This is a genomic window from Nonomuraea sp. AD125B (assembly GCF_041402765.1).
GTDB classification, from domain to species: domain Bacteria; phylum Actinomycetota; class Actinomycetes; order Streptosporangiales; family Streptosporangiaceae; genus Nonomuraea; species Nonomuraea bangladeshensis.
Window position 1 is genome coordinate 765,398 of the sequence record NZ_JBGLOU010000002.1, and the last position, 26,237, is coordinate 791,634.

Below are 26,237 nucleotides of genomic sequence, written 5' to 3' on the forward strand. Positions count from 1 at the left end.
ATGTTCCGCCGGTGACGTTACGGTATGACCCGGTTGCCACCAACGGGACGGCGATGACGCACGATCAGCGGAACTCAGCGCGGCAAGGCGCCCACGCGCTTGACCGTACGGATCACCGGCGCGGTCTCCAGCTCACGCACGCCGTGCAGCGGCGCCACCCGTTCGGTGAGGTAGCGGTAGAGGTCGGGCGTGTCACGGCAGGTCACCCCGGCCATGAGGTTGGTGGGGCCGGTGGTGGCCGCCACCACGTCGGCCTCGGGGTGGGCGGCCATGGCTTCGCCGACCGCGACCAGGGCCGACGGCTCGACCTTCATCCACAGCCAGGCCTCGGCGTGGTAGCCCAGGGCCTGCGGGGAGATCTCGACGTCGAACCTGAGCATGTCGCCGGCTCGCAGTTCGCCGAGGCGACGCCGTACGGTCGTGGGCGACCACCCGCTGGCCGCCGCCAGCTCGCCGATCCCGGCCCGCCCGTCCTGGGCCAGCACGCGCACCAGGGCGTGGTCCTGGGCGCTCAGCGCCACCTCCTCGTCCGGCAGCGCGGGCCGCATCCGCTCGGCCTGCTCGTCCGTGAGCACCGCGACCCGGCTGCGCCATCCGGCGAACAGGTGCAGGGTCGCGTGCGCGGACATGGCCACGATGCGCGGGGTCCGCGGCAGTTTCTTCAGCAGCAGGGCGTCGCCGTCCTGGTCGTCGCCCGCCTGGACGCCGCAGGCGATCTCGGTGCCGCCGGACAGCAGGCGGACCCAGGAGGTGTCGTCGCGCCGGGCGATGGCCTCGGCCACCCGGCCCGCCGCGTCGGGCGTGCACACCAGGCGCACCGACCACGAGGTACGGCCGAGGCGCCCGCCGTTGAGCCAGCCGGCCACGCGCAGGACGCCGTGCGCACGCAACCTCCGGTAGCGGCGGGCGACGGTGTGCTCGGAGACGTCGAGCGCGTCGGCGATCGTACGGAAGGAGGCGCGGCCGTCGATCTGGAGCGCGTGCACGAGAGCGTGGTCCAGTGCGTCCAGAGCGCTAGTTATCGCCATGCTTCACCAGTAAACGCGATTTATCGCCACAAGGTGGCGCGTGAAGTGCGTGACCGCCGCGGCGAAGGGATTCTTTGCCGCATGAGCACTTACCTGGTCTTCGGCGCGACCGGCAACGTCGGCAGAAGGGTGGCCGAGCGGCTGGCCTGGAGCGGCACCGCCGTACGAGCCACGAGCCGCACCCCAGAGGCCGCGAAGCTGCCCCAGGGCGTCGAGGTGATCACTCCCGCCCTGGACGCGCCCGGCGCTCTCGACGGCGTCGACGCCGCGTTCCTCATGTGGCCCTTCCACTCGGCCGAGCCCGCCCGCCCCATCGTCGAGGCGCTCCAGCGCCGCGTCCGCCGCGTCGTCTTCATGACCGGCGGCGGCGTACTGCCCGGAGTCGAGCCCGAGAAGCAGCCCAGCCCGGTCGCCCGCTGGCACGCCACCGTGGAGCAGCTGATCGAGCGGTCCGGCATGGAGTGGACGGTGCTGAGCCCGAGCACCTTCATGGCCAACGCCCTGTGGTGGAGCGCGCAGATCAGGGCGGGCGACCGCGTCCGCGGGGCCTTCGGCTCGCTGGCGACGACGCCGATCCACGAGGACGACATCGCGGCGGTGGCCGTACACGCGCTGACCGAAACCGGGCACGAAGGACACCGCCACACCCTCACCGGCCCCGAGGCACTGACCCAGGCCGAGCAGGTACGGCTGATCGGCGAGGCCATCGGCCGCCCGCTGCGCTGGCAGGAGCTCACGCCGGAGCAGGAGCGCGCCCGGCTGCAGGCCGATCCCGGCTTCCCCGACGACTTCGTCGACGAGTTGCTCGACGGCTACGCCAAGATGGCCGCCGCCCCGCCTCCGGAGGTCACCTCCACGGTGCCCGACATCACGGGGGCGCCCGCCACGAGACTGTCGGCGTGGGCCGCCGAGCACGCCGCCGACTTCGGCGGTGACCCGCGATGAAGGTGATCGTGGCCGGCGCCGGCCTCGGCGGGCTGGCCCTCGCCAACGGACTGCGCGGAGCCGGCATCGACGTGGCCGTCCACGAGCGCGACCGGTCGCCGCTCGTCCGCCGCCAGGGCTACCGCCTGCACCTCAGCGACGTCGGCATCGACGCGCTGACCAGCGTGCTGACACCGGAACGGCGCGCGGCCCTCCTCGCCACCGCCCACACGCCCGCCCCCCGCTTCGTCCGCTTCGATCCCACCCTCAAGGAGTCCGACGTCGTCGAACACGGCGGACGCCACCTGTCGGTCGACCGGCGCACGCTCCGCGACGCCCTGCTGGCCGACGTGGCGGAGACGATCACGTACGGCAGCCGGCTGACCGGCTTCCAGCTCGCGGCCGACCACGTGACGGCGCGCTTCGACGACGGCACCACGGTCGCAGGTGACGTCCTGGTCGGCGCCGACGGCATCAACTCGGCGGTCCGCCGCCAGTACCTGCCGCACGCCCGCATCGCCGGCACCGGCCTCGTCCAGCTCTACGGCAAGATCCCCGTCCGGCTGGCCGAGGGCATGGACAACGTGTTCACCGCGATCACCGGTCCGGGCCACCGCACGGTGGGCGTCGGGCGCACCCGCGACTACGCCACCTGCTCCTTCGGCGCCCGCGTCGAAGACCTCCCATCCGGCCTGGACGTGATGACGCAGGATCAGCTCAGGTCCCTCGTCATGGACATGACGGACGGCTGGCACCCCCTCGTCCGGCGGATGATCGGCGAGTGGCACGAGGTCTTCCCGCTGGAGCTGCGCACCAGCGTCCCGGTCCCGCCCTGGCGGACCACCCGCGTCACGCTGCTCGGCGACGCCGCCCACGCCATGAGCCCGGCGGCCGGGGCCGGGGCCAACCTCGCCCTGCGCGACGCGGCGGCGCTCAGCGCGGCACTCGCCCGCGGCGGGCCGCTCATCCCGGCGCTGGGCTCGTACGAGCAGGAGATGATCGACGCCGGGTTCGCCGCGGTCCGCGTCTCCGCCGCCAACGGCGCCCGCTTCCTCGGCCAGGACCCCCTGCCCTCCGGGTAGGGCATCCCGGAGCTGCGCCGCCCCGGCATCGGGTGCCAGCGTCACAGCGTCCGGTTGATCACCTCCCGGACCGTCCGCACCCTGGCGATCCATCAGGACCTAGACAACAGACGAACACCACGGAGAACTTTGATCGATGACCCCGCCACCGGGGTGAATCCCCACGTTGTCCGGTGACGCCGCCATCGTGGTCCTCTTGCCGGCAGCCGCCTACGAGGCGAACCTCGTCCAGAACCGCTGAGAGAAGGGCCAGGCTCATGGAGTCACGGACCTACCTGCACGACCTGCTGGTCTCGACCCTCTTCACCGAGGGGCTGGATGCCGACACGGACCTGTGGGCGCTGGGCTTCAGCGCCATGTGGATCAAGGGCGTGGGCCTCGACGCCCTCGCCGCGGCCTTCGACCTGGACCTCGCCACCCGGGCACCGTGCCACCTGAGCGAGATCCTCGACCGCAACATCGACGACGGGTCCACCTGGGTGGCCGAGGTCGGCGGCTGGATCGGCGTCGTGCCGGCGCACGCCGACAGCGAGCGCGTACGCGCCGTCACCGAAGGCGGCGGCGAGGCCATCGGCCTTCTCATGTACGGCAGCCACGCCTCCTTCGACTACGCCCGCGACGGGCGCATGGTCGTCTCCTTCGACCCCACCTGGCCGGAGCGGCGGTCCGGCAGCGACCCGCACGCGCTCGACCGCCTGATGGACGGGCTGCGCTTCCAGATCTCCGACGACGACGTCCTCGACGACCGCGTGGAGGAGATGGAGAGCATCAGCTCGGCCCTGACGCTGGTCGGACGCATCACGGGGACCGGGATCGCCGCCGACTGGTTCCTCGCGCCGCACTCACGCGTCAGACCCGTCCCTTGACGGCGACGATGTCGAGGATCGCGCGCAGGGCGCTGCGGACGGCGGGGATCTGCTCGGCCTCGCGGTGGTGCAGGACGTACAGGGCTCTGGGCCGTACGTCCAGTACGGGCCGCACGGCGACGCGCGGGTCGCGGGCGGCGTCCAGGGCCAGCTGGGGCAGCAGCCCGACGGCCAGGCCGCGGGCGATGAGCGCCTGGGTCAGGACGTAGTCGTCGGTGCCGTGGCGGATGTCGGGGGTGAAGCCGGCCAGCTCGCAGGTCTGGAGCAGGTGGGCCGTGCAGCGTTCGCAGCCGCCGATCCAGGTGTCGTCCGCGAGCTCGCGCAGGTCCAGCGGCGTATCCTCCGGGCCGGCGCAGGGGTGGGTGAGGGGCAGAACCAGCCGGAGCGGGTCCTGCCCGGCCGGGATCCGGGTCAGCTCGCCGCTGCCGGGCGGTGTCTGGCCGGCGTGGGTGAAGGTGACGGCCAGGTCCACCTCGCCGGCGTCGAGCTGGGCGATGGCCTGCGGGGGCTCGGCCGCGCGCAGGCGTACGTCGAGGCCGGGGTGGCGTTCGGCGAGCAGGCTCATCGCGGCGGGGATGAGGGTGGCGCCCGCGGAGGGGAAGGCGGCCAGCCGTACGGTTCCGGCGCGGAGCTGGACCATCGCCTCCAGGTCGGCGGTCGCGGCCTGGATGCGGGTGGCGATGGCGTCGGCGTGCCGCAGCAGGGCCCGCCCCGCCTCGGTGAGCTGGACGCCGCGCGGCCGCCGCAGCACCAGGGGCGCGCCCGCCTGACGTTCCAGGTGGCGCAGGTGCTGGCTGACGGCCGGCTGCGTCCAGCCGAGGACACGGGCGGCGCCCGCGATCGACCCGGTACGGGCGATCTCCCGGAAGATCAGCATCCGCTGCACGTCCATGCCATAAGTATGGCTTGGGTGTCAGCCAACAAGTACAGGGCTACCTACGAGCAGCCTCGTCCGGCACGATCGGACCCATGATGCGAACGATCGGCCTGCTGGGCGGCATGAGCTGGGAATCCTCCGCCGAGTACTACCGGCTCCTCAACGAGGAGACCCGCGAACGCCTGGGCGGCCACCACTGCGCCAAGAGCATCCTGCTGACCGTCGACTTCGCCGAGATCGAGGCGATGCAGCGCGAAGGCCGATGGGACGACGCCGCGCACGTCCTCGCCGAGGCGGCCACCAGCTTGGAGCGGGCGGGCGCCGACATGGTGCTGCTGTGCACGAACACCATGCACCGGGTGGCCGGCGCGATCGAAGCGGCCGTCGACGTGCCGTTCGTGCACCTCGTCGACGCCACCGCGCGCCGCGTCGCCGATGCGGGGATCACCACGGTGGGCCTGCTGGCCACCCGTTTCACCATGGAGATGGACTTCTACCGCGACCGCATGCGTCACCACGGCGTGGAGGTCATGGTGCCGGACGAGCCCGATCGCACGGTCGTCCACGACGTCATCTACCAGGAGCTGACCCAGGGCCGCGTCGAGGACTCCTCCCGCGAGGAGTACCGGCGCATCATCGCCGGCCTCGCCCGGCGCGGCGCGCAGGGGGTGATCCTCGGCTGCACCGAGATCACCCTGCTGGTCGGTCCGGCCGACAGCCCGGTCCCGGTAATCGACTCCACCCGCATCCACGTCGAGACGGCCGTCGAACTGGCGCTCGGCGGGCCGGCCTGACCCTCTGGGGGCCCGGCCGTCCCACCGCGCCGGCATCCGCTCGTGCACCGCGGCGACCCGAGCGGTACGACCGTCCAGAGTTGACGGGTCAGGCCCGTTGCGGCGCGGGCCACTGCCTACGAGGCGGCTAGGCGATCATCCTCTCGGCGGTCGTGTCCGGCGTGGGAGCCAGGCGGTGCCTGCGCGTCGGCATGCCGTACGTCGGGTGCGACGTGGCCCACAGCGCCATCCCGAGAATGCCCGCCTTGATCCGTGCGGGCTGCCGGCCGCCCAGGTAGGTCGGCTTCGCCCGTCCTTCGTCGTCGACCAGCTGCAAGATCGCGTCCCGCCGCCCGAGGCTGATGTGGTTGTAGGCGTAGACCAGTTTGGTGGTCGCGACCGTGCGCCCGGTCAGGCGTCCCACGATCGCCTCGATGGCCTGCCGGCCGGTGTAGCCGGCCGACGCGCAGGACATCGGCAGCGGCCGGCCGTTGTCGCCCATGGCGTGGGCGCTGTCACCGACGGCGTAGACGTCCGGGTGCGAGACCGACCGCATGGTCCGGTCGACGATGATCTGGCCGTTCTCGGTCACCTCCAGCCCGCCGGCGGCGGCGATGGGGCTGACCGCGAACCCGGCCGTCCACACGGTCGCGTCGGACGCGAGGGCGGTCCCGTCGGCGCACAGCGCCCGCGTCGCCTCGACGGCGTCCACGCTGGTGTGCTCCAGGACGGTGATCCCCAGCCGGCCGCAGGCCCGGCGCAGGTGGCCGCGGGCTCCGGCGGAGAGCCGGGCGCCCAGCTCGCCGCGCGCGACGAGCGCCACCGACAGGCCGGGCCGGGATTCGGCGATCTCCGTGGCGGCCTCGATGCCGGTCAACCCGTCGCCGACGACCAGCACTCTCGCGCCCTGGCCCAGGCCGTCCAGTCGCTCCCGCAGGCGCAGCGCCGCGGGCCTGGCGGAGACGTCGAAGGCGTGCTCGGCCGCTCCGGGGACCACGTGGCCGGCGCCGTGGCTGCCGAGCGCGTAGACGAGCGTGTCGTAGCCGAGCGTGTCATGGCCGAGCGTGTCGTGGCCGAGTTCGTCACCGCCGCTGACGGTGACGACTCGCCGCTCGGGGTCGACGGCGGTGACCCGGGCCAGGCGCAGCCGTATCCCCGTGCCCGCGAAGACGTCGGCCAGCGGCGGAGCCTCGATGTCCCGGCCGGCCGCGAGCTGGTGCAGCCGCATGCGCTGGACGAAGTCCGGCACGGCGTTGACCACGGTGATCACGGTGTCCTTCGCTGACAGCCGGCGGGCCAGGTTCCCGGCCACGTACGCCCCGGCATAGCCGGCGCCGAGGACCACGATGCGGTGTTTCATGCGTCTTCCTGAGGGAGGGGGCCCTGAGCCTCCGCCGAGAGGTCCTGCCAGTCGGCCCAGGTCTTGAGCCGGTCGGCGTACACCTGCTGGAGCATGGGGTAGAAGCCCTGCCCGAAGAGCACCCGCAGGGGCGGGTTGTCGGAGTCGACGAGCTTGAGCAGCGCCTGCGCCGCGGCGGCCGGATCGCCCGCGGGCTGCTTCCCCGCGAAGGCGGCGATGCGCCGGCGAAGGCCGTCGTAGATCGGGTCGGGCTCGGCCACGTGGCCGTTGTCCAGCGGGTTGGGGTTCTTGCCGGCGCGGGTGGCGTAGCCGCCGGGCTCGACCAAGGTCACCTTGATCCCGAAGTCGGCCACCTCCTGGGCGAGGGCTTCGTTCAGTGCTTCGAGGGCCCACCTGGACGCGCTGTAGGCGCCGCTGAGCGGCATCGCTATGAGCCCGGCCGCCGAGGACAGCTGGATGATGTGCCCCGAGCCCTGCTCACGCAGGTAGGGCAGCGCGGCCTGGATCACCCACAGCGCGCCGAACAGGTTGGTCTCCAGCTGGTCGCGCAACTGCTGCCCGGTCAACTCCTCGACCGCGCCGACCTGGGCGTAGCCGGCGTTGTTCACGACGACGTCGAGACGGCCGAAGTGCTCCCTGGCCCGCTTCACGCTCTCGCGGACGGCGGCCTCGTCGGTCACGTCCATCTCCAGCGCCAGCACCGCCTCGCCGTGGGCGGCGACCAGGTCGTCGAGGCTCGCGGCGGTCCGCGCGGTCGCGGCCACCCTGTCGCCACGCGACAGGGCGGCCTCGACGAAGGCGCGGCCCAGGCCGCGCGACGAACCGGTGACGAACCAGACCTTGCTCATCTTGGTGCTCCGTTCTCTCTGCGGTAGCGGTCGACCATGCGGCGTCGGCGCCGCGAGTTTTGTGACAGCACCAGCCATGTGATGTGTGTCACCGCGCACAGGTGTCACACGGCGGCGCGTGCCGACGCCTTGTGCATGGAGCAGGATGTGCGGGTGAACAGGCAGGAGCGAGCCATGAACGAGCCCAACGGAACGACCGAGCCGATCGCCGACGATGGCCGGACGGACCCGGCGACCGAGAGCTTCCTCGCCCACCGCAGCCTGCTGTTCACCGTGGCGTACGAGATGCTCGGCTCGGCCGCCGACGCCGAGGACGCCCTGCAGGAGACGTGGCTGCGGTGGGTCAAGGTCGACCTTGAGCAGGTGTCCGACCAGCGCGCCTACCTGGTGCGGATCGTCACCCGGCGCGCACTGGACCGGCTGCGCAGCATGAAGCGCCGCAAGGAGGAGTACGTCGGCCAGTGGCTGCCCGAGCCGCTGCTCACCACGCCCGACGTGGCCGAGGACGTCGAGCTCGCCGAGAGCGTGTCGATGGCGCTGATGCTCGTCCTGGAGACGCTGTCGCCGACCGAGCGCGCCGTGTTCGTGCTGCGCGAGGTCTTCGACGTCGGCTACGACGAGATCGCGGCCGCCGTCGGCAAGACCCCGGCGACCGTACGCCAGATCGCGCATCGGGCCCGCCGGCACGTCGACGCCCGGCGGCCCCGCGAGACGGTCTCGCCGGGCCAGGCCCGGGCGGCTGTGGCGTCGTTCCAGCGCGCGCTCGACAGCAGGGACCTGCAGGGCCTGCTCGACGTGCTCGCCCCCGAGGTCGTCCTGGTGAGCGACGGCGGCGGCGTCAAGCAGGCCGTGCCCCGGCCGGTCATCGGCGCCGACAAGGTGGCCCGCATGATCATCGGCGGCCTCGGCAAGACCCGGATCGCGCTCACCAGCGAGCCCACCGTGGTCAACGGCAACCCGGCGCTCCTCCTCCGCGTGGACGGCGAGATCGACGGCGTCATAGCGGCCCGGGTCGAGGACGCCCGCATCACCGGCCTCTACTACGTACGCAACCCACGCAAGCTGACCCGCATCGCCTCCGAGACGCCCCTCACCTTGAGGTAGTCACGGCCGGACCACCATCGACCCGGCCGGCCGTGCGCTCGTCCCTGCACGACGTCCCTCACACCGACGCCCCGCAGGTCATCGTGACCTCCGCGCGCCGGCGCGGCGGTCGCCCACGGTGTCGTGCTGTGCCTGGCCACCGGCCTGCGCGCGAGCCGTCCCGCCACCACGCTCCCGAGGGAGCCACAAGCAGAACAACTACCGGGAGGTCATTCATGACAGGCAACGTCGCCGACCTGGAAGTGCCCGTCGGGCGGAGCTGCCCGTTCGCTCCGCCCGCTGCCTACGAGCGACTGCGCGAGCAGGCCCCGATCAACAAGGTCCGCCTGGCCGGCGGCGGCGAGGCGTGGTGGGTCTCCGGGTACGAGGAGGCCCGGGCCGTCCTCGCCGACGGCCGCTTCTCCTCGGACAAGCGCAAGGACGGCTTCCCGCTCTACACCCTCGACGCGGCCACCCTGCGGGAGCTGCGCAGCCAGCCGCCGCTGATGCTCGGCATGGACGGCGCCGAACACTCGGCCGCCCGCCGCCGGGTGATCGGCGAGTTCACCGTGAAGCGGCTGGCCGCGCTGCGCCCACGCATTCAGGACATCGTCGACCACTTCATCGACGACCTGCTCGCCGCCGACCGGCGTCCGGCCGACCTGGTGCAGGCGCTGTCCCTGCCGGTGCCGTCCCTGGTGATCTGCGAACTGCTCGGCGTCCCGTACGCCGACCACGACTTCTTCCAGAGCCGTACCGCCATGATGGTGAGCCGCACCTCGGCGGAAGGCCGCCGGCAAGCCTTCGCCGAACTGCGCGCCTACCTCGACGACCTGGTCACCCGCAAGGAGTCCGAACCCGGCGACGACCTGTTCGGCCGGCAGATCGCCCGGCAACGCCAGGAGGGCGCCCCCGACCACGCGGGCCTGGTGAGCCTGGCCTTCCTGCTGCTGACCGCCGGACACGAGACGACGGCGAACATGATCTCGCTCGGCGTGGTCGGGCTGCTCACCCATCCGGAGCAGCTGGCCGTGATCAAGGCCGACCCGGGCAGGACGCCCGTCGCCGTGGAGGAGCTGCTGCGCTACTTCACCATCGCCGACGGAGTGACCTCCCGGCTGGCCACCGAAGACGTGGAGATCGGAGGGGTGAGGATCCGGGCAGGCGAGGGCGTCATCGTCTCGATGCTGTCGGCCAACTGGGATCCGGCGGCGTTCCAGGACCCGGGCGAGCTGGACGTCGAGCGCGGGGCCCGCCACCACGTCGCCTTCGGCTTCGGCCCGCACCAGTGCCTCGGCCAGAACCTGGCCAGGATGGAGCTGCAGATCGTCTTCGACACGCTGTTCCGCCGCGTCCCCACCCTGCGACTGGCCGCACCGGCCGAGGACCTGCCGTACAAGACCGACGCCGTCATCTACGGCCTGCACGAGCTCCCGGTCACCTGGTGAGCGCGGCGGGCTGTGCCGCGTCCAGCAGGCGGCGCAGGTGCAGGGTGTCCGGGGCCAGCGCGGTGATCAGAACGGCGGGGCCGGCCAGCGGGGTCAGGACGGCCTGACCGGTTGCCGGGTCGTCCCCGAACAGGCGGGCCTCGGGCGGTCGCCGGTCCAGGGCGGGGTCGACGATGAGGATCTGGCCGACGGCGCGGTGGCAGGCCACGATGGCGGGGCCGTCCCAGCCGGGCGCTCCGGGGCCGTACGCGGTCTGCTGCTCCAGCAGGGAGCGTCCGTCGCGGCGGACCGTGAGGCGGGTGGACAGGCGGCCCGGCCCTTCGCCGGAGCGGCCGAGCACGACCTCCTCGCGCAGCAGGAGCCGGGCGGTCGGGGCCAGGTCGACGGTGCAGCTCTGACGCAGGTTGCTGCGTGCCGCCGAGATCAGGGGCTGGGGAGCCCAGTGCAGGCTGGCGTGCTCGGCGACGTTCAGGCGCACGTCGAAGGTGGCGTGGGCGGCGGTGGGGCCACGCAGGGCGATGGTGGCGGCGGCGGTGGTGATGTGCAGGTGGGCGTCGCGGTCGGCGGTGGCCTCGATGCGCAGCCGGTCGCCGCCGAGGGGGGCGCTCATGACGCCGAGGACGCACACCCGCGCCTGGTCGCCGTGCGGGCGGGCACGGCGCAGGTCGAAGGGGCCGTCGCCCGCGAGCACGGGCAGGCCGGTGCCGCCTCCCACGCGGGCCGCCTCGATGCGGGCGGTGGCGTGCACGCCCCGCGTCGGAGCAGGCACGGGTGGCGGAACAGGCACGGGTGGCGGCACGGGCGGCAGGGCCGTTCGGCTCATGCGGCGCCCGCCGTCCAGGCGGCCAGGCGCGCGCGCACCCAGCCGGCCACGGGCGTGATGCCTTCCGGGGACTTGACCGCGGTCAGGACGGTGGGCAGGTCGCCGCGCTGGGCCTCGGCGTCGCGGGCCATGGCCGCCAGGTCGGCGCCGACGTGGACGGCGAGGTCGGTCTTGTTGATGACGAGCAGGTCGGAGGTCGTGACGCCGGGGCCGCCCTTGCGCGGGATGTCGTCGCCGCCGGCGACGTCGATGACGAAGATCTGGGCATCGACGAGCCCTTTGGAGAAGGTGGCGGTGAGGTTGTCGCCGCCGGACTCGATGAGGATCACGTCGAGCGGGCCGAGACGGTCCTCCAGGTCCTCGACGGCTTCGAGGTTGGCGGAGATGTCGTCGCGGATGGCGGTGTGCGGGCAGGCGCCGGTCTGCACGGCGGTGATGCGCTCGGCGGGCAGGACGGCCTCGCGCAGCAGGAACTCGGCGTCCTCGCGGGTGTAGATGTCGTTGGTCACGACCGCCAGGGACAGCTGTTCGCGCAGCGTACGGCACAGGGCGGCGACGGTGGCGGTCTTGCCGGAGCCGACCGGCCCGCCCAGCCCGACGCGCAAGGCGCGATGACCGCCGCCGGGACGCCCGCGCGTGGAGCCGCCGGGGCCGTGCGTGGAGCCTTCGGGGAAGGTGTCGTCGTGGTGGAGGTGCATGGCTGCTCCAGGCAGAAGGAGTGGTCAGGAGGCGAACAGGCGGGCCGGGCGGGTGGCGTGCCGTTCGGCGGCGATGTCGAGCAGCGGCGCCGAGGCGGCCGGCAGCGCGGCGGCTCCGTCGGTGTGGACCCGCCGCGCGGCCTCGGCCGCCTGCGCGGCCACGCGGTCGAGGTCGGCGGACAGGCGGGCCAGGACGGCGGTGGCGTCGAAGGGGTCCAGCCGGAGCAGGCGGACGGTCGCGGTGACCGGCCCGCCGATGCTCTCGTACGCCGCGGCGTAGCCGGCGTCCAGCGGCGTCAGCCCCGCGCACCGGGCGGTCAGGCCGAGCACCACGCTCTGGTGGGCGCCGCGCGGGCAGGCGGCGGCCAGGGCGTCCAGCTCGGCGCACGGCCAGGCGGCCCGCGCGGCGCGCAGCAGTTGGCGGCCGAGCCGGCGCGAGGTGTGCCGCTGGGCGGGGGCGGCGGTGCGGGCGTCGGCCGCCTCCTCCAGCAGCAGCGGGTCGTACCCGGCGGCGGCCGCGGCCGCGAGCCCGGCCGCGACCAGGCCGGCCGTGTGCAGCCGGCCGCGGCAGAACTCCCTCAGGCTCGCCACGTCGCGCACCCGTCCGGCCGCGACGGCCTCCTCGGCGCCGCCGGAGTGGGCGTGCCCGCCCGCGGGGAACCGGCCGTCGGCCAGGACGAGCAGGGCGGCACGGTTCATCGTGGGCGGCTCACCTTCCGTCGTCATCGGGGAGCGCTCAGAACAGGAAGTAGCGCTGGGCCATGGGCAGCGTGTCGGCGAACCGGGTGCCGTCGACGGGCTGATCGTCGATCTCCGTCCTGACGTCCTTGGTCTCCGCTCCGCCGATCACCACCTCGAAGGTGTCGGGGTCGATGTCGATGTCGGGGCAGGCGTTGTTCTCCCGCATGTCGGCCTTGAACACCCCACGGGTGTCGCGGATGGCCTTGAACGGCTTGCCCACGCCGACCCGTTCGGCCAGGCCGGCCCGGATGGCGTGCTCGGTGACGAAGTTGACCGCGTTGGCGGCCGGCGCCCGGCCCGTCGCCCCCCACATCGGCCGGGGCAGGATCGGCTGCGGGGTGGTGATGGAGGCGTTGGCGTCGCCCACCTGCGCGTAGGCGATCTGACCTCCCTTGATCACCCGGTGCGGCTTGACGCCGAAGAACTTCGGCTCCCACAGCACCAGGTCGGCGAGCTTGCCCACCTCGACGGAGCCGACCTCGTGGTCGATGCCGTGCGCGATGGCCGGGTTGATGGTGTATTTGGCGACGTAGCGGCGGGCGCGGTGGTTGTCGGCCCCGCCCTGGTCGCCGTCCAGGGGGCCGCGCCTGGCCTTGTTCACGTGCGCGGTCTGCCACGTACGGATGATCATCTCGCCGATGCGGCCCATCGCCTGGGCGTCGGACGACATGATCGAGATGGCGCCGAGGTCGTGCAGCACGTCCTCGGCTGCCATGGTGGAGGGCCGGATCCGCGACTCGGCGAAGGCCAGGTCCTCTTCGACCAGCGGATTGAGGTGGTGGCAGACCATCACCATGTCGATGTGCTCCTTGACCGTGTTGACGGTCAGGGGGCGGGTGGGGTTGGTGGAGGCGGGCAGCACGTTCGGCAGCCCCGCCATGGTGAGCATGTCGGGGGCGTGGCCACCGCCGGCGCCCTCGACGTGGAAGACGTGGATCGGATGGTCGCCGATGGCCTCGATGGTGTCGGCGACCGCGCCGGCCTCGTTGAGCGAGTCGGCGTGCAGGGCCAGCTGGACGCCGGTGGCCTGGCACACCTCCAGGCAGCGGCGCAGCACCGCCGGGGTGGCCCCCCAGTCCTCGTGGATCTTGAACCCGAGGACGCCGGCCTCCACCTGGTTGTAGAGGGACTCGGTGGACATGGTGCTGCCCTTGCCGAGCAGCCCGATGTTGACCGGGAAGGCGTCCAGCGCCTCGAACATCCGGGCGAGGTGCCAGGAGCCGGGGGTGACGGTGGTGGCGGTGCTGCCCTCGGCGGGGCCGGTGCCGCCGCCGATCAGGGTGGTGACCCCGGAGGCGAGCGCCTCGTGCACCTGCTCGGGGCAGATGAAGTGCACGTGGGTGTCGATGCCGCCGGCGGTGAGGATCTTGCCGTTGCCCGCGATGATCTCGGTCTCCGGGCCGATGAGGAAGTCGGTGGCGTGCTCGTGCCCGTCGTGCAGCCGGTCCATGGTGTCGTCGTTGTAGGCCTTGCCGAGCGCGACGATCCGGCCGTCGCGGATGCCGACGTCCGCCTTGACCACGCCCCAGTGGTCGAGGATCAGCGCGCCGGTGATGACCGTGTCGGGCGGCTGCGGCGCGCCGGGACGCGCCGGGTCACGTGGCGCGCTCGACTGGCCCATCGACTCGCGGATCACCTTGCCGCCGCCGAAGATGACCTCGTTGCCGCTGCGTCCCGGGCCGCCGGCCCAGTCCTCGGTGATCTCGACGCGCAGGTTGGTGTCGGCCAGCCGGACGCGGTCGCCGGCCGTCGGGCCGTAGCGGTCGGCGTACTGGACACGGGTCAGCGGCAGGTCGATCGGCGGGGTCTCCCCGCCGGGCGCGGGCTCGCGCGGCGGGGTGTCCGCCACCGGCTCGGCGAGCGTGTCCGCGGTGGCGTCGGCTGCGTCCGGGGCCTCATCCATCGAGCGGCCCTCCGACCTGGCCGCGCAGGCCGGCGACGACGCGTTTGCCCTCGATGGGGACGAGCTTCACCGTACGGGTGCACCGGGGTTCGAACCGGACCGAGCTGCCGGCGGGGATGTGCAGGCGCTTGCCGTAGGCGGCGGGGCGTTCGAAGTCGAGGAGGGGGTTGGCCTCGTAGAAGTGGTAGTGCGAGCCCACCTGGATGGGGCGGTCGTCGGTGTTGGTGACGGTCACCGTCGTGATCTCGCGGCCTTCGTTGAAGGGCACCGGCACAGCGCCGGCCGGGTGGTCGATCTTCCCCGGATGGAGCGGCGACCGCGCCTGGTCACCATCCGCGAAGGGGTCGCGGATGGTGACCAGCTTGGTGCCGTCGGGGAACGTGGCCTCGATCTGGAGGTCGGAGATCATCTCCGCGACGCCCGGCATGAGGTCGTCCCGGGAGAGGATCGTGTTGCCGGTGGACATGATCTCGTGGACGGACTTGCCTTCCCGGGCCGCCTCCAGCACGTGCGACGTGATGAGCGCGACCGTTTCCGGGTAGTTGAGGGGGATCTTCCGTTCCTTGCGCCTGCGGGCCACGTCCGCGGCCACATGAATCATCAGGCGTTCCCGTTCATGGGGAGTCAGATGCACCCGCCACCTCACCTTCGTCTCTCACTGAAAGTAATTGAGTGACAGCAGTGAGTGATGTGACGGGAGGGTGAGGCGAGCCTAACCGTCACCACTCGGCGAAGGAGCCGTCGGCGTGCCGCCACAGCGGGCTGCGCCAGCGGTGGCCCTGCCGCGCCATCCGCTCCACCTCGGCCTCGTCGATCTCGATGCCGAGGCCGGGGAGGGCGGTGCGGGTGGCGTACCCGCCGGGGAAGGTCAGCGGGGCGGGGTCGACGAGGTAGTCCAGGACGTCGTTGCCCTCGTTGTAGTGGATGCCGACGCTCTGCTCCTGGATGAGGAAGTTGGGGATGGCGAAGGCCAGTTGCAGGCTGGCGGCCAGCGAGACGGGGCCGAGCGGGCAGTGCGGGGCCATGGTCACGTCATAGGTCTCGGCCATCGAGGCGATCCGGCGGACCTCCGAAATTCCGCCGGCGTGGCTGACGTCCGGTTGGGCGACGGCGATGCCGTTCCCGATGACCTCGCGGAAGTCCCACCGCGAGTACAACCGCTCGCCGGTCGCGAGCGGGATCGAGGTGCTCGCGGCGAGCGCGGCCAGGTTGCGCGAGTGCTCGGGCAGCACCGCCTCCTCCACGAACAGCGGCAGGTACGGCTCCAGCAGCGGCAGCAGCCGCCGGGCCATGGCGGTGGAGGCCCGGCCGTGCAGGTCCACCACCAGGTCGTGGTGGTCGCCGATGGCCTCGCGGACGGCGGCGACGCGCTGGACGACCTCCATGGTGCGGGCCGGGGTGTCGATGGCGGTCAGCTCGGCGGAGCCGTTCATCTTGACGGCGGTGAACCCGGCCTCGATCTGGGTCGCGGCGAGCTCGGCCACCTCGGCGGGGCGGTCGCCGCCGATCCAGGCGTACATGCGGACCTTCTCCCGGACCGGGCCGCCGAGCAGCTGGTGCACGGGCAGGCCGGCGGCTTTGCCGGCGATGTCCCACAGCGCCTGGTCGATGCCGGCGACCGCGCTGGACAGCACCGGCCCGCCCCGGTAGAAGCCGCCCTTGGTCAGGACCTGCCAGTGGTCCTCGATCCGGAGCGGGTCCTCGCCGATCAGGTGGTCGGCCAGCTCGGCGACGGCGGCCCGGACGGTCTCGGCCCGGCCCTCGACGACCGGCTCGCCCCAGCCGGTGATGCCCTCGTCGGTGCGGATGCGCAGGAACAGCCAGCGCGGCGGGACGAGGAAGGTGTCCATCGAGACGATTTTCATGGGGGGTCCGTTCTAGGAGGAGGTGGTGGAGATGCTCCAGCCGCCGTCGACGTTGAGGCAGGCGCCGGTGATGAAGGAGGCCTCCGGCGCGGCCAGGAAGGCGACGGCCGCCGCCACCTCGTCGGGGGTGCCGAAGCGGCCTGCCGGGGTCTCCGCGACGGTGGCGGCGCGGGCCTGCTCGTCGATGCCGTCCCAGGCGGGGCTCATGATCGGGCCGGGGACGACGGCGTTGACGCGCACCCGGGGGGCGTACTCGACGGCGAGCTGCCGGGTCAGCGACTGCAGGCCGCCCTTGGCGGCGGCGTACGGTGCGCAACCCGGGATGCCGGTCTGGGCGTGCACCGAGGAGGTGACGACCAGGGCGCCGGAGGTCTCGGCCAGCAGCGGGCAGAACGTACGCGCCGCCAGGTAGGCGGCCTTGAGCGTGACGTCGATCTGCAGGTCCCAGTCCGCCTCCGGCAGCTCGTGCGCGGGGCGGGCGGGGATCACCCGCCCTGGGCCGTTGGCGTGCAGCACGTCCAGGCGGCCGAACCGGTCACGCACCTCGTCGAGACAGGCGGCCCAGTCGCGCGCGGAGGACACGTCCAGGTGCACGAACGCCGCCCGCTCGCCGATCGCGGCGGCGACCTCGCGGCCCCGCTCGTCGGCGATGTCGGCCAGCAGCACCCGCGCCCCCTCGGCGGCCAGGCGGCGGGCGGTGGCCGCGCCGATGCCCGACGCGGCGCCGGTGACGAGGGCCGTCCTGGCCTCGAAGCGGCCGTTCACCGCTGCCCCGTGAACAGCGCGTTGGCGGTGACCTGCAGGTCCACGTCGGCCCACATCGGGTGGTGCGGGGCCGCGTTCGAGCAGACCACGGTGCCCCACGCGCCGACGCGCCGGGCGTGCCGGACGGCGTCCAGGCAGATCCCGGCTCCTACCGGCCCCTCCTCGAAGGTGCCGTGCAGCGGGGTGTAGCCGACCCAGCCCTCGCCGAACACCAGGGGCAGGTCGCGGGCGGCGGCCCAGTCGGCGGCCACCTCGATCCAGATGCGCAGCCTCTCGGCCATGCCGTATCGGTACCCCGCGTGCCGGTCGTACAGCCAGCGGTCGAACCGGGCGGGGTCGCACCAGTCGTGGAGGTAGACCTCGCGGGGCGGCACCACCGTGGCCGCCCCGCGCCACCGCTGCTCCGGGTGCCAGTCCGCGAGGTCGGGGGCGTCCGGGCGGAGCAGCTCCCGCCGGGCGCGCTCCTGCGGGAACGGCACGGAGGTGTCGCGCAGCGCGAAGGTGTCGATGAGCTCGTCCAGGACGCCGTAGACGTAGGGGTGGAAGACGGCGACGTCGATGTTGGCGGGGATGCCGCGCATCTCGCCGTGCGGCACCCGGGCGTAGTTCACCGTCACGGGGGTGTCCGGGTGCCGGGTCTTGAAAGCGTCGACGGCCTTCTCCAGGTACGGCCGCAGGCCGAGCACCGGGGACTCGCCGGGCGCGAGCGCCTCGGTGAGCCAGGTGGCCTGGATCTCGTTGTGCAGCTCGACGAACGCGATCTGCTCGGCCAGGCCGTGCCCGGCCACGAAGTCCACCAGGTCGGCGAGGGCCTCGGCCAGCGCGTTCGCGCGACGCTCGGCCGGCACCGCGCGCAACGCCTCGTACCAGGCGGGGTCGGTCAGGAAGCTGGAGCTCTGCTGGTACTCCCAGGAGGAGACGATCACCTGGCAGCCGTGCCGCCGGGCGGCCTGGAACAGCGCCAGCAGGTGCGCGCGGCCGTCCAGCGTGGTGGTCTCGCGGACGTCGTACCAGCGGGTGCGGAGGCCGTAGCCGCGGCCGAAGGGGGCGAAGGTCAGCGCGGAGGTGTCCAGCCCGGACCCGAACAGCAGGTACGGCATCGCGCAGACGCGCACCGTGTTGTACCCGCGCGCCACCGCCTCGCTGAAGGCACGGTCCAGGTCTTCGAACGGCTCTCCGGGGCCGGTCCTGGTGTACCAGGTGAAGTCCCAGAGCGTGATGGTCAACGTGGACAAGAGATCGGCTCCTTCAGGATTTGACGGCGCCCGCGGTCAGGCCGTCGAGCAGCTGCTTGCGCAGCAGGATGAACATGATCAGGCTGGGGACGGCAGCGAGCACGCTGCCGGCCAGCACCAGGTCGACCTGGCGGGCCTCGGCGGCGTACAGCGACTGGATGCCCAGCGGCAGCGTGTACTGGGCCGGGTCGGAGACCACGATGAGCGGCCAGAGGAAGCTGTTGTAGCTGTTGAGGAAGCCCCACACGGCCAGCGCGCCCAGCGCGGGACGCAGCAGCGGCAGCACCACGCGGGTGAACAGCCCGAACTCCGACGCGCCGTCGATGCGGGCCGCCTCCAGCACCGAGTCGGGCACGGCCTGCTCGGCGTACTGGCGCATCATGAAGATCCCGAACGCGGGGGCCACCCACGGCACGATCAGGCTGAAGTAGACGTTGGTGACGCCGGCCTTGACGAGCATGACGAACAACGGCACGACGATCACCGCGAACGGCACGGCCATGGAGCTGAACATCACGTCGAACAGCAGCCGCTTGCCGCGGAAGCGGTATTTGGCGAAGGCGAACCCGGCCAGCGCGCACACGAACACCGACACCGCGGTGGACACCACGGCCACGATGGTGCTGGTCGCGAACCAGCCCCAGAACGGCTGCGTCTCCAGCAGCCGGGTGTAGTTCTCCAGCGTGAACGGCGACGGCAGCGGCTGCGGCGGGTAGGTGAAGATGTCGCCGCGATGCTTGAACGACGAGCTGAGCGCCCACAGCAGCGGCACCACGAACATCACCACGAGGGCGATCAGCAGGACGTACACCAGCCGGGGCCGGCGGGTCGCCGAGCCGCGGCTCATTTCTCCCTCCCCACCCCGAACACCGCGTTGGCGGTGCGCCCGACGAGGAAGACGATGACGAACATCACGACGCCGGCCGCGGCCGCGTAGCCGAGCTGCTGGCGGGTGAACGCCTCGCGGTAGATGAACATCGCCACCGACAGCGTCGCCTCGCCCGGGCCGCCCTTGGTCAGCAGCATCGGCTCCTCCAGGATCTGCGCGGTGCCGACCATGACGGTGACGGCGACGAACGCGGTGACGGGCTTGAGCATGGGAAGGGTGACGTTGAAGAAGCTGTGCACCCGGCCGGCGCCGTCGATGTCGGCGGCCTCGTACAGCTCGCGCGGGATGTTCTTCAGGCCGGCCAGGAAGAAGATCGTCAGGTAGCCGGTCCAGCGCCACAGCACCAGCAGCATCACGCTGACCTTCGCCCAGGAGGGCTCGCCCAGCCAGTCGATGCCGCCCCAGCCGAAGAACCCCCGGAGCGCGGCGTTGAACAGGCCGTACTCGCGGTCGTAGAACAGCGTGAAGACCAGCGCGATGATGATCGGCGACAGCACGACGGGGACGAAGAACGTCAGCCGGAAGAAGTCGCGGCCGCGCAGGCCGCGCGCGTTGAGCGCCTGGGCGATCAGCAGCGCGGCCGGCACCACGACGCACACCGAGAACAGCACGTACAGCACGGTGTTGACGACGGCGGTCACGAAGCTCGCGTCGCCGAACAGCCGGATGTAGTTGTCCAGCCCCACCCACAGCGGAGTGCCGAGCCCGGCCCACTCGGTCAGGCTCAGGTAGCCGCCGATGCCGATCGGGACGACCAGGAACAGCGCGTACAGCAGGTAGAACGGGGAGATGAACGCGTAAGGTGCCAACGTTCGACGCCGCGCGACGGACAGCACGTCAGTTGCCCTTCTTGCTGGTGTAGGCGGCCGTCGCCTCCTTGATCGCCTCGGCGGGCTTCTTCTTGCCCTGCAGCGTCTCCAGCATGGGGCCGCCGAGCGCTTCGATGAGCACGTTCAGCTGGGCGTTCTGGTAGAAGACCGGGCTGTCCTGGGAGGCGGGGGTGTAGACGTCGAACAGCCGCTGCCCGCCCAGGTACTCGTCCTCGAAGTCGAGGAAGTCCTTGTCCTGGTACAGCGGCTTGAGCGTGGGCAGGAAGCCGCCCTGCTGGAAGCGCAGCAGCTGCCCTTCCTTGGTCAGGTAGGTCTGCTTGAGCAGCTCGGTGGCGGCCGCGGTGTTGGGCTTGTCCTTGAGCACGGCGAAGCCGGTGCCGCCGAGCGCGGAGGCGATGTGGCCGCCGCCCGCGAACTTGGGCAGGTTGCGGATGCGCCACTTGCCCTTCTGCTCGGGCACGTTGGCCTGCAGGCCGTAGACGTTGTACCAGTTCGGCATCACGGTGGCGATGAGCTTGTCGTTCTTGAGGGCGGCGGTGTTCGGGGCGCCGTACGGGTCGGGCAGGGCCAGGAGGAAGCCGCTGGCGACGCCCTTGGCCATGAAGTCGAGCACCTCGACGGCCTCCGGCGAATCCAGGACGAGGTTGCCGCCCTGGTCGAAGTAACCGCCGCCACGCTGCAGCAGCAACTGCAGGAACATGTTCGTGATGGAGGTGTTGTCGCCCGTGCCGACGATGCCCAGCGACTGCCCGGTCTTCTGGTGCAGGCGGGCGCCGATCTCCGCCAGCTCCTCCCAGGTGCCGACGTCCTCCGGGATGCCGTTCTTCTTGAACTCGTCCTCGCGGTAGTACAGGACGCTGAGACAGGTGTCGGACTCCAGCGCGTACAGCTTGCCGTCGATGCTGTACGGGGCGGTGCGCAGCAGGTCGTCCTTGACGGGGGCGACGAGGCCGTCCAGGTCGAGCAGGAGCTGCTTGCCGATGCCGCCGGTCATGACCCGCGGGAAGACGCTGATCACGATGCCGATCATGTCGGGGGTCCCGGTGCCGGCCGCGCCCTGCGAGACCATCTTGGTGACCAGGGCCTCGCTGTCGGCCTGGGTGGTCTTCAGCGTGTAGTCGAAGGCGCCGCCCGGCGTGTCGCTGAGCCGCTTGGCCGAGGCCGTGAAGGTCTTCACGTAGCCCGGGTCGTGCGTCCAGAAGCCGATCGTCACCGCGCCCGACGTGACCGCCTGGCCACCGCCGGCCCCGCCGCCGCAGGCGCCGAGCACCGGCGCGGCGAGCAGACCACCGCCGATCAGACCGGTCCGACGCAGGAAGGCCCGGCGCGTCACGTCGCTCATCGTCGACTCCTTCGTTGGGGGTGTGAGATGCCCAGATACGGGACTTGACGAGCAGAATGCCGCCCCACCTCGTCAAAGTCAACAATAAATACGATTACTTTTTAGACTAGTATGATCAGCGGAGGCATCAGCGATCTATGAGGACGGCGGCGCGGAGTGCGGGCGTGGCATGATTCCGGCATGACGGAGATCGGGAGAGCCGGCGCGCACGACCGGGTGGTCAACAGCCTGGGCGCGGCCATCGTCAACGGCGACATCTCCCCTGACGACGACCTCGACATGGCGGCGCTGCAGGAGCGTTTCTCCGTGAGCAGGACGGCCGTGCGCGAGGCGCTGCGCGTGCTGGCCGCCAAGGGGCTGGTCGGAGCCCGGCCCAGGCGGGGCACCTTCGTGGCGGCGCGTGAGCACTGGGCGCTGCTTGACGCCGACGTGCTGCGCTGGCGCTTCGCCGACCGGGTGGACGAGACGTTCCTGGACGAGCTGGGCGAGGTGCGGCTCACCGTCGAGCCGGCCGTGGCGCGCATGGCGGCGCAGCGCCGCACCGACCGTGACCTGGCCGATCTGGAGGACGCGCTGGCCGCCATGCGGATCGCGGCGGGCAGGCCGGCCGTCGATCACGTGGAGGCCGACCTGGGCTTCCACCACGCCCTGCTGCGCGCCGCGCACAACGAGCTGATGGCGCAGATGGCCACCGCGATCGAGGCGGGGCTGCGGCTGCGCGACCAGTTCGTGCACGCGACGCTCACCAGCGAGTCCGCCGACAAGCACGCCGAGGTGCTGCTCGCCGTGCGCAAGCAGCGGCCCAGGGCGGCCGAGGCCGCGATGCGGGCGCTCATCGAGCGCTCGATCGCGGACGTCGAGCTGGCCAAGAAGGTGCACGGAGAACAGGCCGGACCCTGATCGTCCGGCCTGTTCTCCGAGCGTCAGCGGGCCACACCGTCACCCGCCGCCAGCAGGTCCAGCTCGCGCCGCCGCGGCAGCCCCTCCCAGTCGCCCCACGTCGCCACGGCGAACGCGCCGCACGTCACGCCGAGCTCCGCCCGCCCGGCCAGGCCGAGCCCGTCCAGCCGCCCGGCCAGGTAACCCGCGACGAAGGCGTCGCCCGCCCCGACCGGGTCCACCTCGGTGACCTGGCGGGCGGGCACCCGCAGCGCCTCGTCGCCGTCGGTGACGTACGCGCCCTCGCGCCCCAGCTTGATGACGACCTCGCGCGGCCCCAGCTCCAGCAGCAGCCGGGCCAGCACGGCCGGGTCGTCCCCCGCCGGCGGCCCGTTCACGACGAGCCGCGCCTCCTCCAGGCCGGCGAACACCACCTCCGCCCGGCCGGCGAGCCGCCGCAGCACCTCGCCGGCCTGTTCGGGCGGCCACAGCAGGGACCGGTAGTTGACGTCGAAGCTGACCGGCACGTTCGTTTCCTCGGCGACCGCCAGCGCCCGCTCCACGGCGGCCGCGGGTCCGGGGCCGAGCGCCGGCGTGATCCCCGTCAGGTGCAGCACGTCCGCCGAACTGATCGCCTCGGCGGCGACGTCGCCGGGCGACAGCCGCACCCCGGCTCCGTCCTTGCGGTGGTAGGCGACCACCACCCGGTCGGCGGTCCGCCGGTGACGCGTCATCTGCCCGGTGGGCCGGTCGTCGTCCCGGACGGCACGGGAGACGTCCACGCCCTCGCCCCGCAGCGAGGTCAGGATCATGTCGGCCGCCGCGTCCCGGCCGAGCCGCCCCAGCCAGGTGGCGCGGTGTCCCAGCCTGGACACCCCGATGGCGACGGTCGCCTCCGCGCCCGCGTACGACAGCGTGGCCGCGGCGCCGGGCGACGGCGGGCCGATGCCGGACACCCGCGTCACCGCCATCGCCTCGCCCAGGGTGACCAGCTCACCCATCGGAGCCTCTGACGGTCTCGACCAGCCGTTCGGCGCGGGCGGCCAGCGCCGCCGTGTCGCCGTCCGCGCACGCGTCGCCCAGCAGCGGCGAGCCCATCCCCACGGCCCGCGCCCCGGCCCGCAGGTAGCCCGGCACGTCCCCGATGCCGATGCCGCCCGTCGGCACCAGCGGGATCTGCGGCAGCGGGGCACGTACGTCCTTGATGTAGCCGGGGCCGCCCGCCGCGCCCGCCGGGAAGACCTTGACCATGGCGGCCCCTTGCGACCACGCCTGCAGGATCTCCGTCGGCGTGAACGCCCCCGGCAGGACGGGGACGCCGAGCCGCCGGCCTTCGCCGATCACCTCGGGCAGCACGGCCGGCGTGATCAGGTAACCGGCGCCGGCGTGCACGGCCTGGCGGGCCGCGTCCGCGTCGAGCACCGTGCCCGCCCCGATCGCCACTCCGGGAAGCCCGCCCCCGGCGGCCCATCGGATGGCCTCGGCCGCGCCGGGAGTCGTCATGGTGACCTCCATCGCGCGGACGCCGGCGCCGGCGAGGGTCTCCAGCACGGCGTTGAGGTGGCGGGAGTCGGCGGCCCTGATGATGGCGATGACGGGCAGAGCGGCCAGCGCGTCGTCCAGTGTCGTCATCGGCCGTCCTCGGTGATCACGGTGCGGGGAACCGGGACGAGGGTGACCGAGCGCAGCTCCAGGACGGAGCCGCCCGGGTAGGCGGCGGGCCGCGCCTCCGGCGAGATGAACACAGGGGCGTCCTCGCTCAGCGGCAGCAGCCGCACCTCGATGCCGTGCTCCAGGATCTCCTCGCGGAAGCGGCGCAGCCCGATCTCCCAGGCGGGGCCGTACCAGAACTGGTCGGCAACCAGCCGGCCGCCGACGTAGGCGCGGCCGACGTCACCGGCCCAGTCCAGGCGCAGCAGCACCTCCCCCTCGCCCGCGAAAGCCTCCGCGGGGACGGTGATCCGGTACACCGCGGCCTGTTCGAAGTCCGCGTCGGTGGGGGCGGAGGCCCGGCCGGAGGCGGCGTCGATCACCGGTCGCCGGGCCGGGCCCGCCTGCCTGACCTCCTCCACCTTCGCCTCGGGCACCTGGCCGGCGGCGGGCGCCGGCAGCAGGCCGAACACGCCGTCGGTCCGCGGCGCGGAGTCCGGAGCGGGGTGGATCCGCACGTCGGAGGAGCCCTGGCCGTACACCACCAGGCGGTCCTCCTCGATCACCACCGGCCGCTCACTCAGCACCAGCCGGTCAGCTCCCCAGAGCGTTCCCCGGGCCGCGGTCAGGGCCGTGGCGGTGTCCAGGACCAGGACGGCCGCGCGGGCGCCGGACGCGTCGCGCACCCGCACCAGGCAGCCGGGGCCCGGGACGAGGCCGGTGATCACGAGGCGGTCGCCGTCGCGCTCCACGGTCGCGGGGCCCTCGGCCTCGGCGACGGTGGCGGCGTCGAAGACGAGCTCCACCGGGACGCCGGCGGTCTGGCAGAAGACGTGGACCGGCTCGTCGGCGTCCAGCACCCCCATGGGCTGCGCGGTGGCGGTCAGCAGCAGGCTGCCGCCGACCGGACGCGCGAGCGGCCAGACGAAGTACGCCCCGGACGGCACCGACACCGGCTCACGCGGCACGACGAGCTCGCGGCCGTCCAGCTCGACCGTGAACCGCACGTCCTCGTGGGCGGGCAGGGTCTCGACCGGCTGGTGGTTGTTGACGAACAGGAAACCCGAGCGGCCATTGGAGCGTACGCACCAGCGCAACGTCTCCCGGTCGGCGGTGTCGTCGGGGGCGTCCGGCGGCATCACCAGCGTCATGGTGGCCAGGTCCGGGCCGTCGGCGGCCAGCCACAGATGCTGCAGCCGCAGGTGGTGGAAGGAGTCGCGGAACTGGCCGTACTCCCCGAGCGGCGCCTGGAAGTCGTAGCTGATCACCGGGCAGTCGTTGGGGTAGCCGGTGGCGTGCGACTCCTGCAGCGTGGACAGCGCGCCGATCTTCTGGGACGCCCCGTGGTACATGTAGTAGCCCTGCCACACCGAACCACTGCCCAGCTTCACCAGCCCCAGCGCGGCGATGTCGGGCGCCTTCACGATCGGCCGGCGGTGGTAGGAGGTGTACATCCCGCCGCCCAGCTCGCAGGTGGCGAACGGGTAGCGCGCCAGATGGCTCTCGTCCGAGCCGGTCACCTCGGTGGTGCGCAGGTCCGCGCCGATGGAGTCGTCGTCCCGGCCGGGCCCGAAGAAGTAGTGGGCCCGGCTCTGCTGCGGCCAGCCGTCATGGGCGGTGTCCCACGCGGCCTCCGAGTACCCGCCGAACAGCGGGATCAATTCGTCCGGCGGCAACTGCGCGTGCCCCCAGCCGGTCGCCGTCCACAGCGGCGCGTCGATGCCGGCCGCCTTCGCCATACGCTTGAGCGTGAGGAGATGGTCCGGCTGGTCGTACAGCTCGTTCTCCACCTGCACCGCGACCACGGGGCCGCCGTGCTCGCGGGTCAGGCCGGCGAGCTGGGCGCCGATCTGCTCGAACAGCGGCCGGACCAGTTCGAGGTAGCGGGGGTCGTCGGTCCGTGGCACGCAGTCGGCCTCCAGCACCCAGTCGGGGAAGCCGCCGTTGCGCGACTCCCCGTGCCCCCACGGCCCGATCCGCGCCACCACGTCGAGCCCCAGCTCGGCGCAGGTGGTCACGAATCGGCGCAGGTCGCGGTCGCCGCTCCAGTCGAAGAGGCCGCGCCGCTCCTCGTGCAGGATCCAGAAGACGTACGTGGCGACGACCGTCACCCCGCCCGCCCGCACCTTCAGCAGCTCTTCCCGCCATTCGGCCGCCGGGTAGCGGCCGTAGTGGAACTCTCCCATGATCGGGAACCACGGTCTGCCTCTCCGGCTCAGGTGCCGGGAGTTCACGGTGATCGCGTCGGGCTGGTCGGGGAGATCGCCCAGCCGCAGGTGGCCTTCCGCGGGCGGGGGGATCTGTCGCGGGATGTCGAGTCGTCGCACA

At 72.5% G+C, this 26,237-nt stretch carries 25 protein-coding genes; 7 read left to right on the forward strand and 18 right to left on the reverse strand.

Going from position 1 to position 26,237, the window contains the following annotated elements; genetic code table 11:
- Positions 1–74 precede the first annotated feature (74 nt).
- Complete coding sequence (locus ACBR40_RS08550) at positions 75–1,028, reverse strand: Lrp/AsnC family transcriptional regulator (RefSeq protein WP_371248207.1); 954 nt, start codon at positions 1,026–1,028, stop codon at positions 75–77.
- An 81-nt stretch (positions 1,029–1,109) separates the two neighbouring features.
- On the opposite strand from ACBR40_RS08550, the gene ACBR40_RS08555 reads away from it, so the two are divergent.
- From ACBR40_RS08555 to ACBR40_RS08565, 3 genes are all read left to right on the forward strand, one after another.
- Positions 1,110–1,973, forward strand: coding sequence for an NAD(P)H-binding protein (locus tag ACBR40_RS08555; RefSeq protein WP_371248208.1), 864 nt, complete (start codon positions 1,110–1,112; stop codon positions 1,971–1,973).
- A complete protein-coding gene (locus tag ACBR40_RS08560) occupies positions 1,970–3,034 on the forward strand; it encodes an FAD-dependent oxidoreductase (protein WP_371248209.1) in 1,065 nt (354 codons plus the stop codon). Before ACBR40_RS08555 ends, ACBR40_RS08560 begins: the two co-directional genes overlap by 4 nt.
- Before the next feature lie 257 nt (positions 3,035–3,291).
- Positions 3,292–3,900 carry a DUF6461 domain-containing protein gene (locus ACBR40_RS08565; RefSeq protein WP_371248210.1) on the forward strand — a complete coding sequence of 203 codons (609 nt, stop codon included), beginning with the start codon at positions 3,292–3,294 and terminating at the stop codon, positions 3,898–3,900.
- Here ACBR40_RS08565 and ACBR40_RS08570 read toward each other — a convergent pair.
- The gene (locus tag ACBR40_RS08570; RefSeq protein ID WP_371248211.1) at positions 3,884–4,792 is read right to left on the reverse strand and encodes a LysR family transcriptional regulator; all 909 of its coding nucleotides are present in this window, start codon (positions 4,790–4,792) and stop codon (positions 3,884–3,886) included. The two genes, ACBR40_RS08565 and ACBR40_RS08570, sit on opposite strands and share 17 nt — an antisense overlap.
- 77 nt (positions 4,793–4,869) lie before the next feature.
- On the opposite strand from ACBR40_RS08570, the gene ACBR40_RS08575 reads away from it, so the two are divergent.
- Entirely contained in the window at positions 4,870–5,571 is a 702-nt protein-coding gene (locus ACBR40_RS08575) for an aspartate/glutamate racemase family protein (RefSeq protein WP_371248212.1), read from the forward strand.
- A gap of 127 nt (positions 5,572–5,698) precedes the next feature.
- Here ACBR40_RS08575 and ACBR40_RS08580 read toward each other — a convergent pair whose 3' ends face one another.
- Positions 5,699–6,910, reverse strand: a complete 1,212-nt coding sequence (locus ACBR40_RS08580; protein ID WP_371248213.1) for an NAD(P)/FAD-dependent oxidoreductase — start codon at positions 6,908–6,910, stop codon at positions 5,699–5,701.
- On the reverse strand, positions 6,907–7,758 hold the full coding sequence (locus ACBR40_RS08585) for an SDR family NAD(P)-dependent oxidoreductase (protein ID WP_371248214.1): 852 nt from the start codon (positions 7,756–7,758) through the stop codon (positions 6,907–6,909). Before ACBR40_RS08585 ends, ACBR40_RS08580 begins: the two co-directional genes overlap by 4 nt.
- 174 nt (positions 7,759–7,932) lie before the next feature.
- Here ACBR40_RS08585 and ACBR40_RS08590 point away from each other — a divergent pair, with 174 nt between their 5' ends.
- A complete protein-coding gene (locus tag ACBR40_RS08590; protein ID WP_371248215.1) occupies positions 7,933–8,862 on the forward strand; it encodes an RNA polymerase sigma-70 factor in 930 nt (309 codons plus the stop codon).
- A 215-nt stretch (positions 8,863–9,077) separates the two neighbouring features.
- On the forward strand, positions 9,078–10,289 hold the full coding sequence (locus ACBR40_RS08595) for a cytochrome P450 (RefSeq protein WP_371248216.1): 1,212 nt from the start codon (positions 9,078–9,080) through the stop codon (positions 10,287–10,289).
- Here ACBR40_RS08595 and ACBR40_RS08600 read toward each other — a convergent pair.
- The 11 genes from ACBR40_RS08600 to ACBR40_RS08650 all read right to left on the reverse strand — a co-directional run bounded on the left by ACBR40_RS08600 (position 10,279) and on the right by ACBR40_RS08650 (position 21,380).
- Positions 10,279–11,058, reverse strand: coding sequence for an urease accessory protein UreD (locus ACBR40_RS08600; RefSeq protein WP_371248217.1), 780 nt, complete (start codon positions 11,056–11,058; stop codon positions 10,279–10,281). The genes ACBR40_RS08595 and ACBR40_RS08600 overlap by 11 nt on opposite strands.
- Positions 11,059–11,108: 50 nt before the next feature.
- The gene (gene ureG, locus ACBR40_RS08605; RefSeq protein ID WP_371248218.1) at positions 11,109–11,810 is read right to left on the reverse strand and encodes an urease accessory protein UreG; all 702 of its coding nucleotides are present in this window, start codon (positions 11,808–11,810) and stop codon (positions 11,109–11,111) included.
- 24 nt (positions 11,811–11,834) lie between these two features.
- A complete protein-coding gene (locus ACBR40_RS08610; protein WP_371248219.1) occupies positions 11,835–12,509 on the reverse strand; it encodes an urease accessory protein UreF in 675 nt (224 codons plus the stop codon).
- A 37-nt stretch (positions 12,510–12,546) separates the two neighbouring features.
- Entirely contained in the window at positions 12,547–14,454 is a 1,908-nt protein-coding gene (locus tag ACBR40_RS08615; RefSeq protein ID WP_371248220.1) for an urease subunit alpha, read from the reverse strand.
- Positions 14,447–15,055, reverse strand: a complete 609-nt coding sequence (locus ACBR40_RS08620) for an urease subunit beta (protein ID WP_371248221.1) — start codon at positions 15,053–15,055, stop codon at positions 14,447–14,449. Before ACBR40_RS08620 ends, ACBR40_RS08615 begins: the two co-directional genes overlap by 8 nt.
- 118 nt (positions 15,056–15,173) lie before the next feature.
- The gene (dgoD, locus tag ACBR40_RS08625) at positions 15,174–16,319 is read right to left on the reverse strand and encodes a galactonate dehydratase (protein ID WP_371248222.1); all 1,146 of its coding nucleotides are present in this window, start codon (positions 16,317–16,319) and stop codon (positions 15,174–15,176) included.
- Between the two features lie 12 nt (positions 16,320–16,331).
- Positions 16,332–17,084 carry an SDR family NAD(P)-dependent oxidoreductase gene (locus ACBR40_RS08630; RefSeq protein WP_371248223.1) on the reverse strand — a complete coding sequence of 251 codons (753 nt, stop codon included), beginning with the start codon at positions 17,082–17,084 and terminating at the stop codon, positions 16,332–16,334.
- Complete coding sequence (locus ACBR40_RS08635; protein WP_344207326.1) at positions 17,081–18,319, reverse strand: cellulase-like family protein; 1,239 nt, start codon at positions 18,317–18,319, stop codon at positions 17,081–17,083. The genes ACBR40_RS08630 and ACBR40_RS08635 overlap by 4 nt, the downstream gene beginning before the upstream one ends.
- Before the next feature lie 13 nt (positions 18,320–18,332).
- Positions 18,333–19,166, reverse strand: a complete 834-nt coding sequence (locus tag ACBR40_RS08640) for a carbohydrate ABC transporter permease (RefSeq protein ID WP_371248224.1) — start codon at positions 19,164–19,166, stop codon at positions 18,333–18,335.
- The gene (locus tag ACBR40_RS08645) at positions 19,163–20,017 is read right to left on the reverse strand and encodes a sugar ABC transporter permease (RefSeq protein ID WP_344207324.1); all 855 of its coding nucleotides are present in this window, start codon (positions 20,015–20,017) and stop codon (positions 19,163–19,165) included. The genes ACBR40_RS08640 and ACBR40_RS08645 overlap by 4 nt, the downstream gene beginning before the upstream one ends.
- Positions 20,018–20,045: 28 nt before the next feature.
- Positions 20,046–21,380, reverse strand: coding sequence for an ABC transporter substrate-binding protein (locus ACBR40_RS08650; protein WP_371248225.1), 1,335 nt, complete (start codon positions 21,378–21,380; stop codon positions 20,046–20,048).
- 180 nt (positions 21,381–21,560) lie between these two features.
- Between ACBR40_RS08650 and ACBR40_RS08655 the strand changes: the two genes are divergently transcribed.
- Positions 21,561–22,280 carry a FadR/GntR family transcriptional regulator gene (locus ACBR40_RS08655; RefSeq protein WP_344207322.1) on the forward strand — a complete coding sequence of 240 codons (720 nt, stop codon included), beginning with the start codon at positions 21,561–21,563 and terminating at the stop codon, positions 22,278–22,280.
- 23 nt (positions 22,281–22,303) lie between these two features.
- On the opposite strand, the gene ACBR40_RS08660 is transcribed toward ACBR40_RS08655, so the two are convergent.
- From ACBR40_RS08660 to ACBR40_RS08670, 3 genes are read right to left on the reverse strand one after another with little or no spacing between them, the layout of a single operon-like run.
- Complete coding sequence (locus ACBR40_RS08660) at positions 22,304–23,260, reverse strand: sugar kinase (protein ID WP_344207321.1); 957 nt, start codon at positions 23,258–23,260, stop codon at positions 22,304–22,306.
- Positions 23,253–23,891 (reverse strand): bifunctional 4-hydroxy-2-oxoglutarate aldolase/2-dehydro-3-deoxy-phosphogluconate aldolase, encoded by a 639-nt coding sequence (locus ACBR40_RS08665; protein WP_371248226.1) that lies wholly within the window; start codon positions 23,889–23,891, stop codon positions 23,253–23,255. The genes ACBR40_RS08660 and ACBR40_RS08665 overlap by 8 nt, the downstream gene beginning before the upstream one ends.
- Positions 23,888–26,236, reverse strand: a complete 2,349-nt coding sequence (locus ACBR40_RS08670) for a beta-galactosidase (RefSeq protein WP_371248227.1) — start codon at positions 26,234–26,236, stop codon at positions 23,888–23,890. The genes ACBR40_RS08665 and ACBR40_RS08670 overlap by 4 nt, the downstream gene beginning before the upstream one ends.
- Position 26,237: the final 1 nt, after the last annotated feature.

Excerpts from the sequence above, each read along its gene's own strand:
- ACBR40_RS08560 (WP_371248209.1), top strand. The coding sequence starts at position 1,970 with ATGAAGGTGATCGTGGCCGGCGCCGGCCTCGGCGGGCTGGCCCTCGCC.
- ACBR40_RS08585 (WP_371248214.1), bottom strand. The coding sequence starts at position 7,758 with ATGAGCAAGGTCTGGTTCGTCACCGGTTCGTCGCGCGGCCTGGGCCGC.
- ACBR40_RS08555 (WP_371248208.1), top strand. The coding sequence starts at position 1,110 with ATGAGCACTTACCTGGTCTTCGGCGCGACCGGCAACGTCGGCAGAAGG.
- ACBR40_RS08565 (WP_371248210.1), top strand. The coding sequence starts at position 3,292 with ATGGAGTCACGGACCTACCTGCACGACCTGCTGGTCTCGACCCTCTTC.
- ACBR40_RS08640 (WP_371248224.1), bottom strand. The coding sequence starts at position 19,166 with ATGAGCCGCGGCTCGGCGACCCGCCGGCCCCGGCTGGTGTACGTCCTG.
- ACBR40_RS08660 (WP_344207321.1), bottom strand. The coding sequence starts at position 23,260 with ATGGGTGAGCTGGTCACCCTGGGCGAGGCGATGGCGGTGACGCGGGTG.
- ACBR40_RS08615 (WP_371248220.1), bottom strand. The coding sequence starts at position 14,454 with ATGGATGAGGCCCCGGACGCAGCCGACGCCACCGCGGACACGCTCGCC.
- ACBR40_RS08580 (WP_371248213.1), bottom strand. The coding sequence starts at position 6,910 with ATGAAACACCGCATCGTGGTCCTCGGCGCCGGCTATGCCGGGGCGTAC.
- ACBR40_RS08655 (WP_344207322.1), top strand. The coding sequence starts at position 21,561 with ATGACGGAGATCGGGAGAGCCGGCGCGCACGACCGGGTGGTCAACAGC.
- ACBR40_RS08595 (WP_371248216.1), top strand. The coding sequence starts at position 9,078 with ATGACAGGCAACGTCGCCGACCTGGAAGTGCCCGTCGGGCGGAGCTGC.
- dgoD (WP_371248222.1), bottom strand. The coding sequence starts at position 16,319 with ATGAAAATCGTCTCGATGGACACCTTCCTCGTCCCGCCGCGCTGGCTG.
- ACBR40_RS08650 (WP_371248225.1), bottom strand. The coding sequence starts at position 21,380 with ATGAGCGACGTGACGCGCCGGGCCTTCCTGCGTCGGACCGGTCTGATC.
- ACBR40_RS08570 (WP_371248211.1), bottom strand. The coding sequence starts at position 4,792 with ATGGACGTGCAGCGGATGCTGATCTTCCGGGAGATCGCCCGTACCGGG.
- ACBR40_RS08590 (WP_371248215.1), top strand. The coding sequence starts at position 7,933 with ATGAACGAGCCCAACGGAACGACCGAGCCGATCGCCGACGATGGCCGG.
- ACBR40_RS08620 (WP_371248221.1), bottom strand. The coding sequence starts at position 15,055 with ATGATTCATGTGGCCGCGGACGTGGCCCGCAGGCGCAAGGAACGGAAG.
- ureG (WP_371248218.1), bottom strand. The coding sequence starts at position 11,810 with ATGCACCTCCACCACGACGACACCTTCCCCGAAGGCTCCACGCACGGC.
- ACBR40_RS08665 (WP_371248226.1), bottom strand. The coding sequence starts at position 23,891 with ATGACGACACTGGACGACGCGCTGGCCGCTCTGCCCGTCATCGCCATC.
- ACBR40_RS08610 (WP_371248219.1), bottom strand. The coding sequence starts at position 12,509 with ATGAACCGTGCCGCCCTGCTCGTCCTGGCCGACGGCCGGTTCCCCGCG.
- ACBR40_RS08550 (WP_371248207.1), bottom strand. The coding sequence starts at position 1,028 with ATGGCGATAACTAGCGCTCTGGACGCACTGGACCACGCTCTCGTGCAC.
- ACBR40_RS08575 (WP_371248212.1), top strand. The coding sequence starts at position 4,870 with ATGATGCGAACGATCGGCCTGCTGGGCGGCATGAGCTGGGAATCCTCC.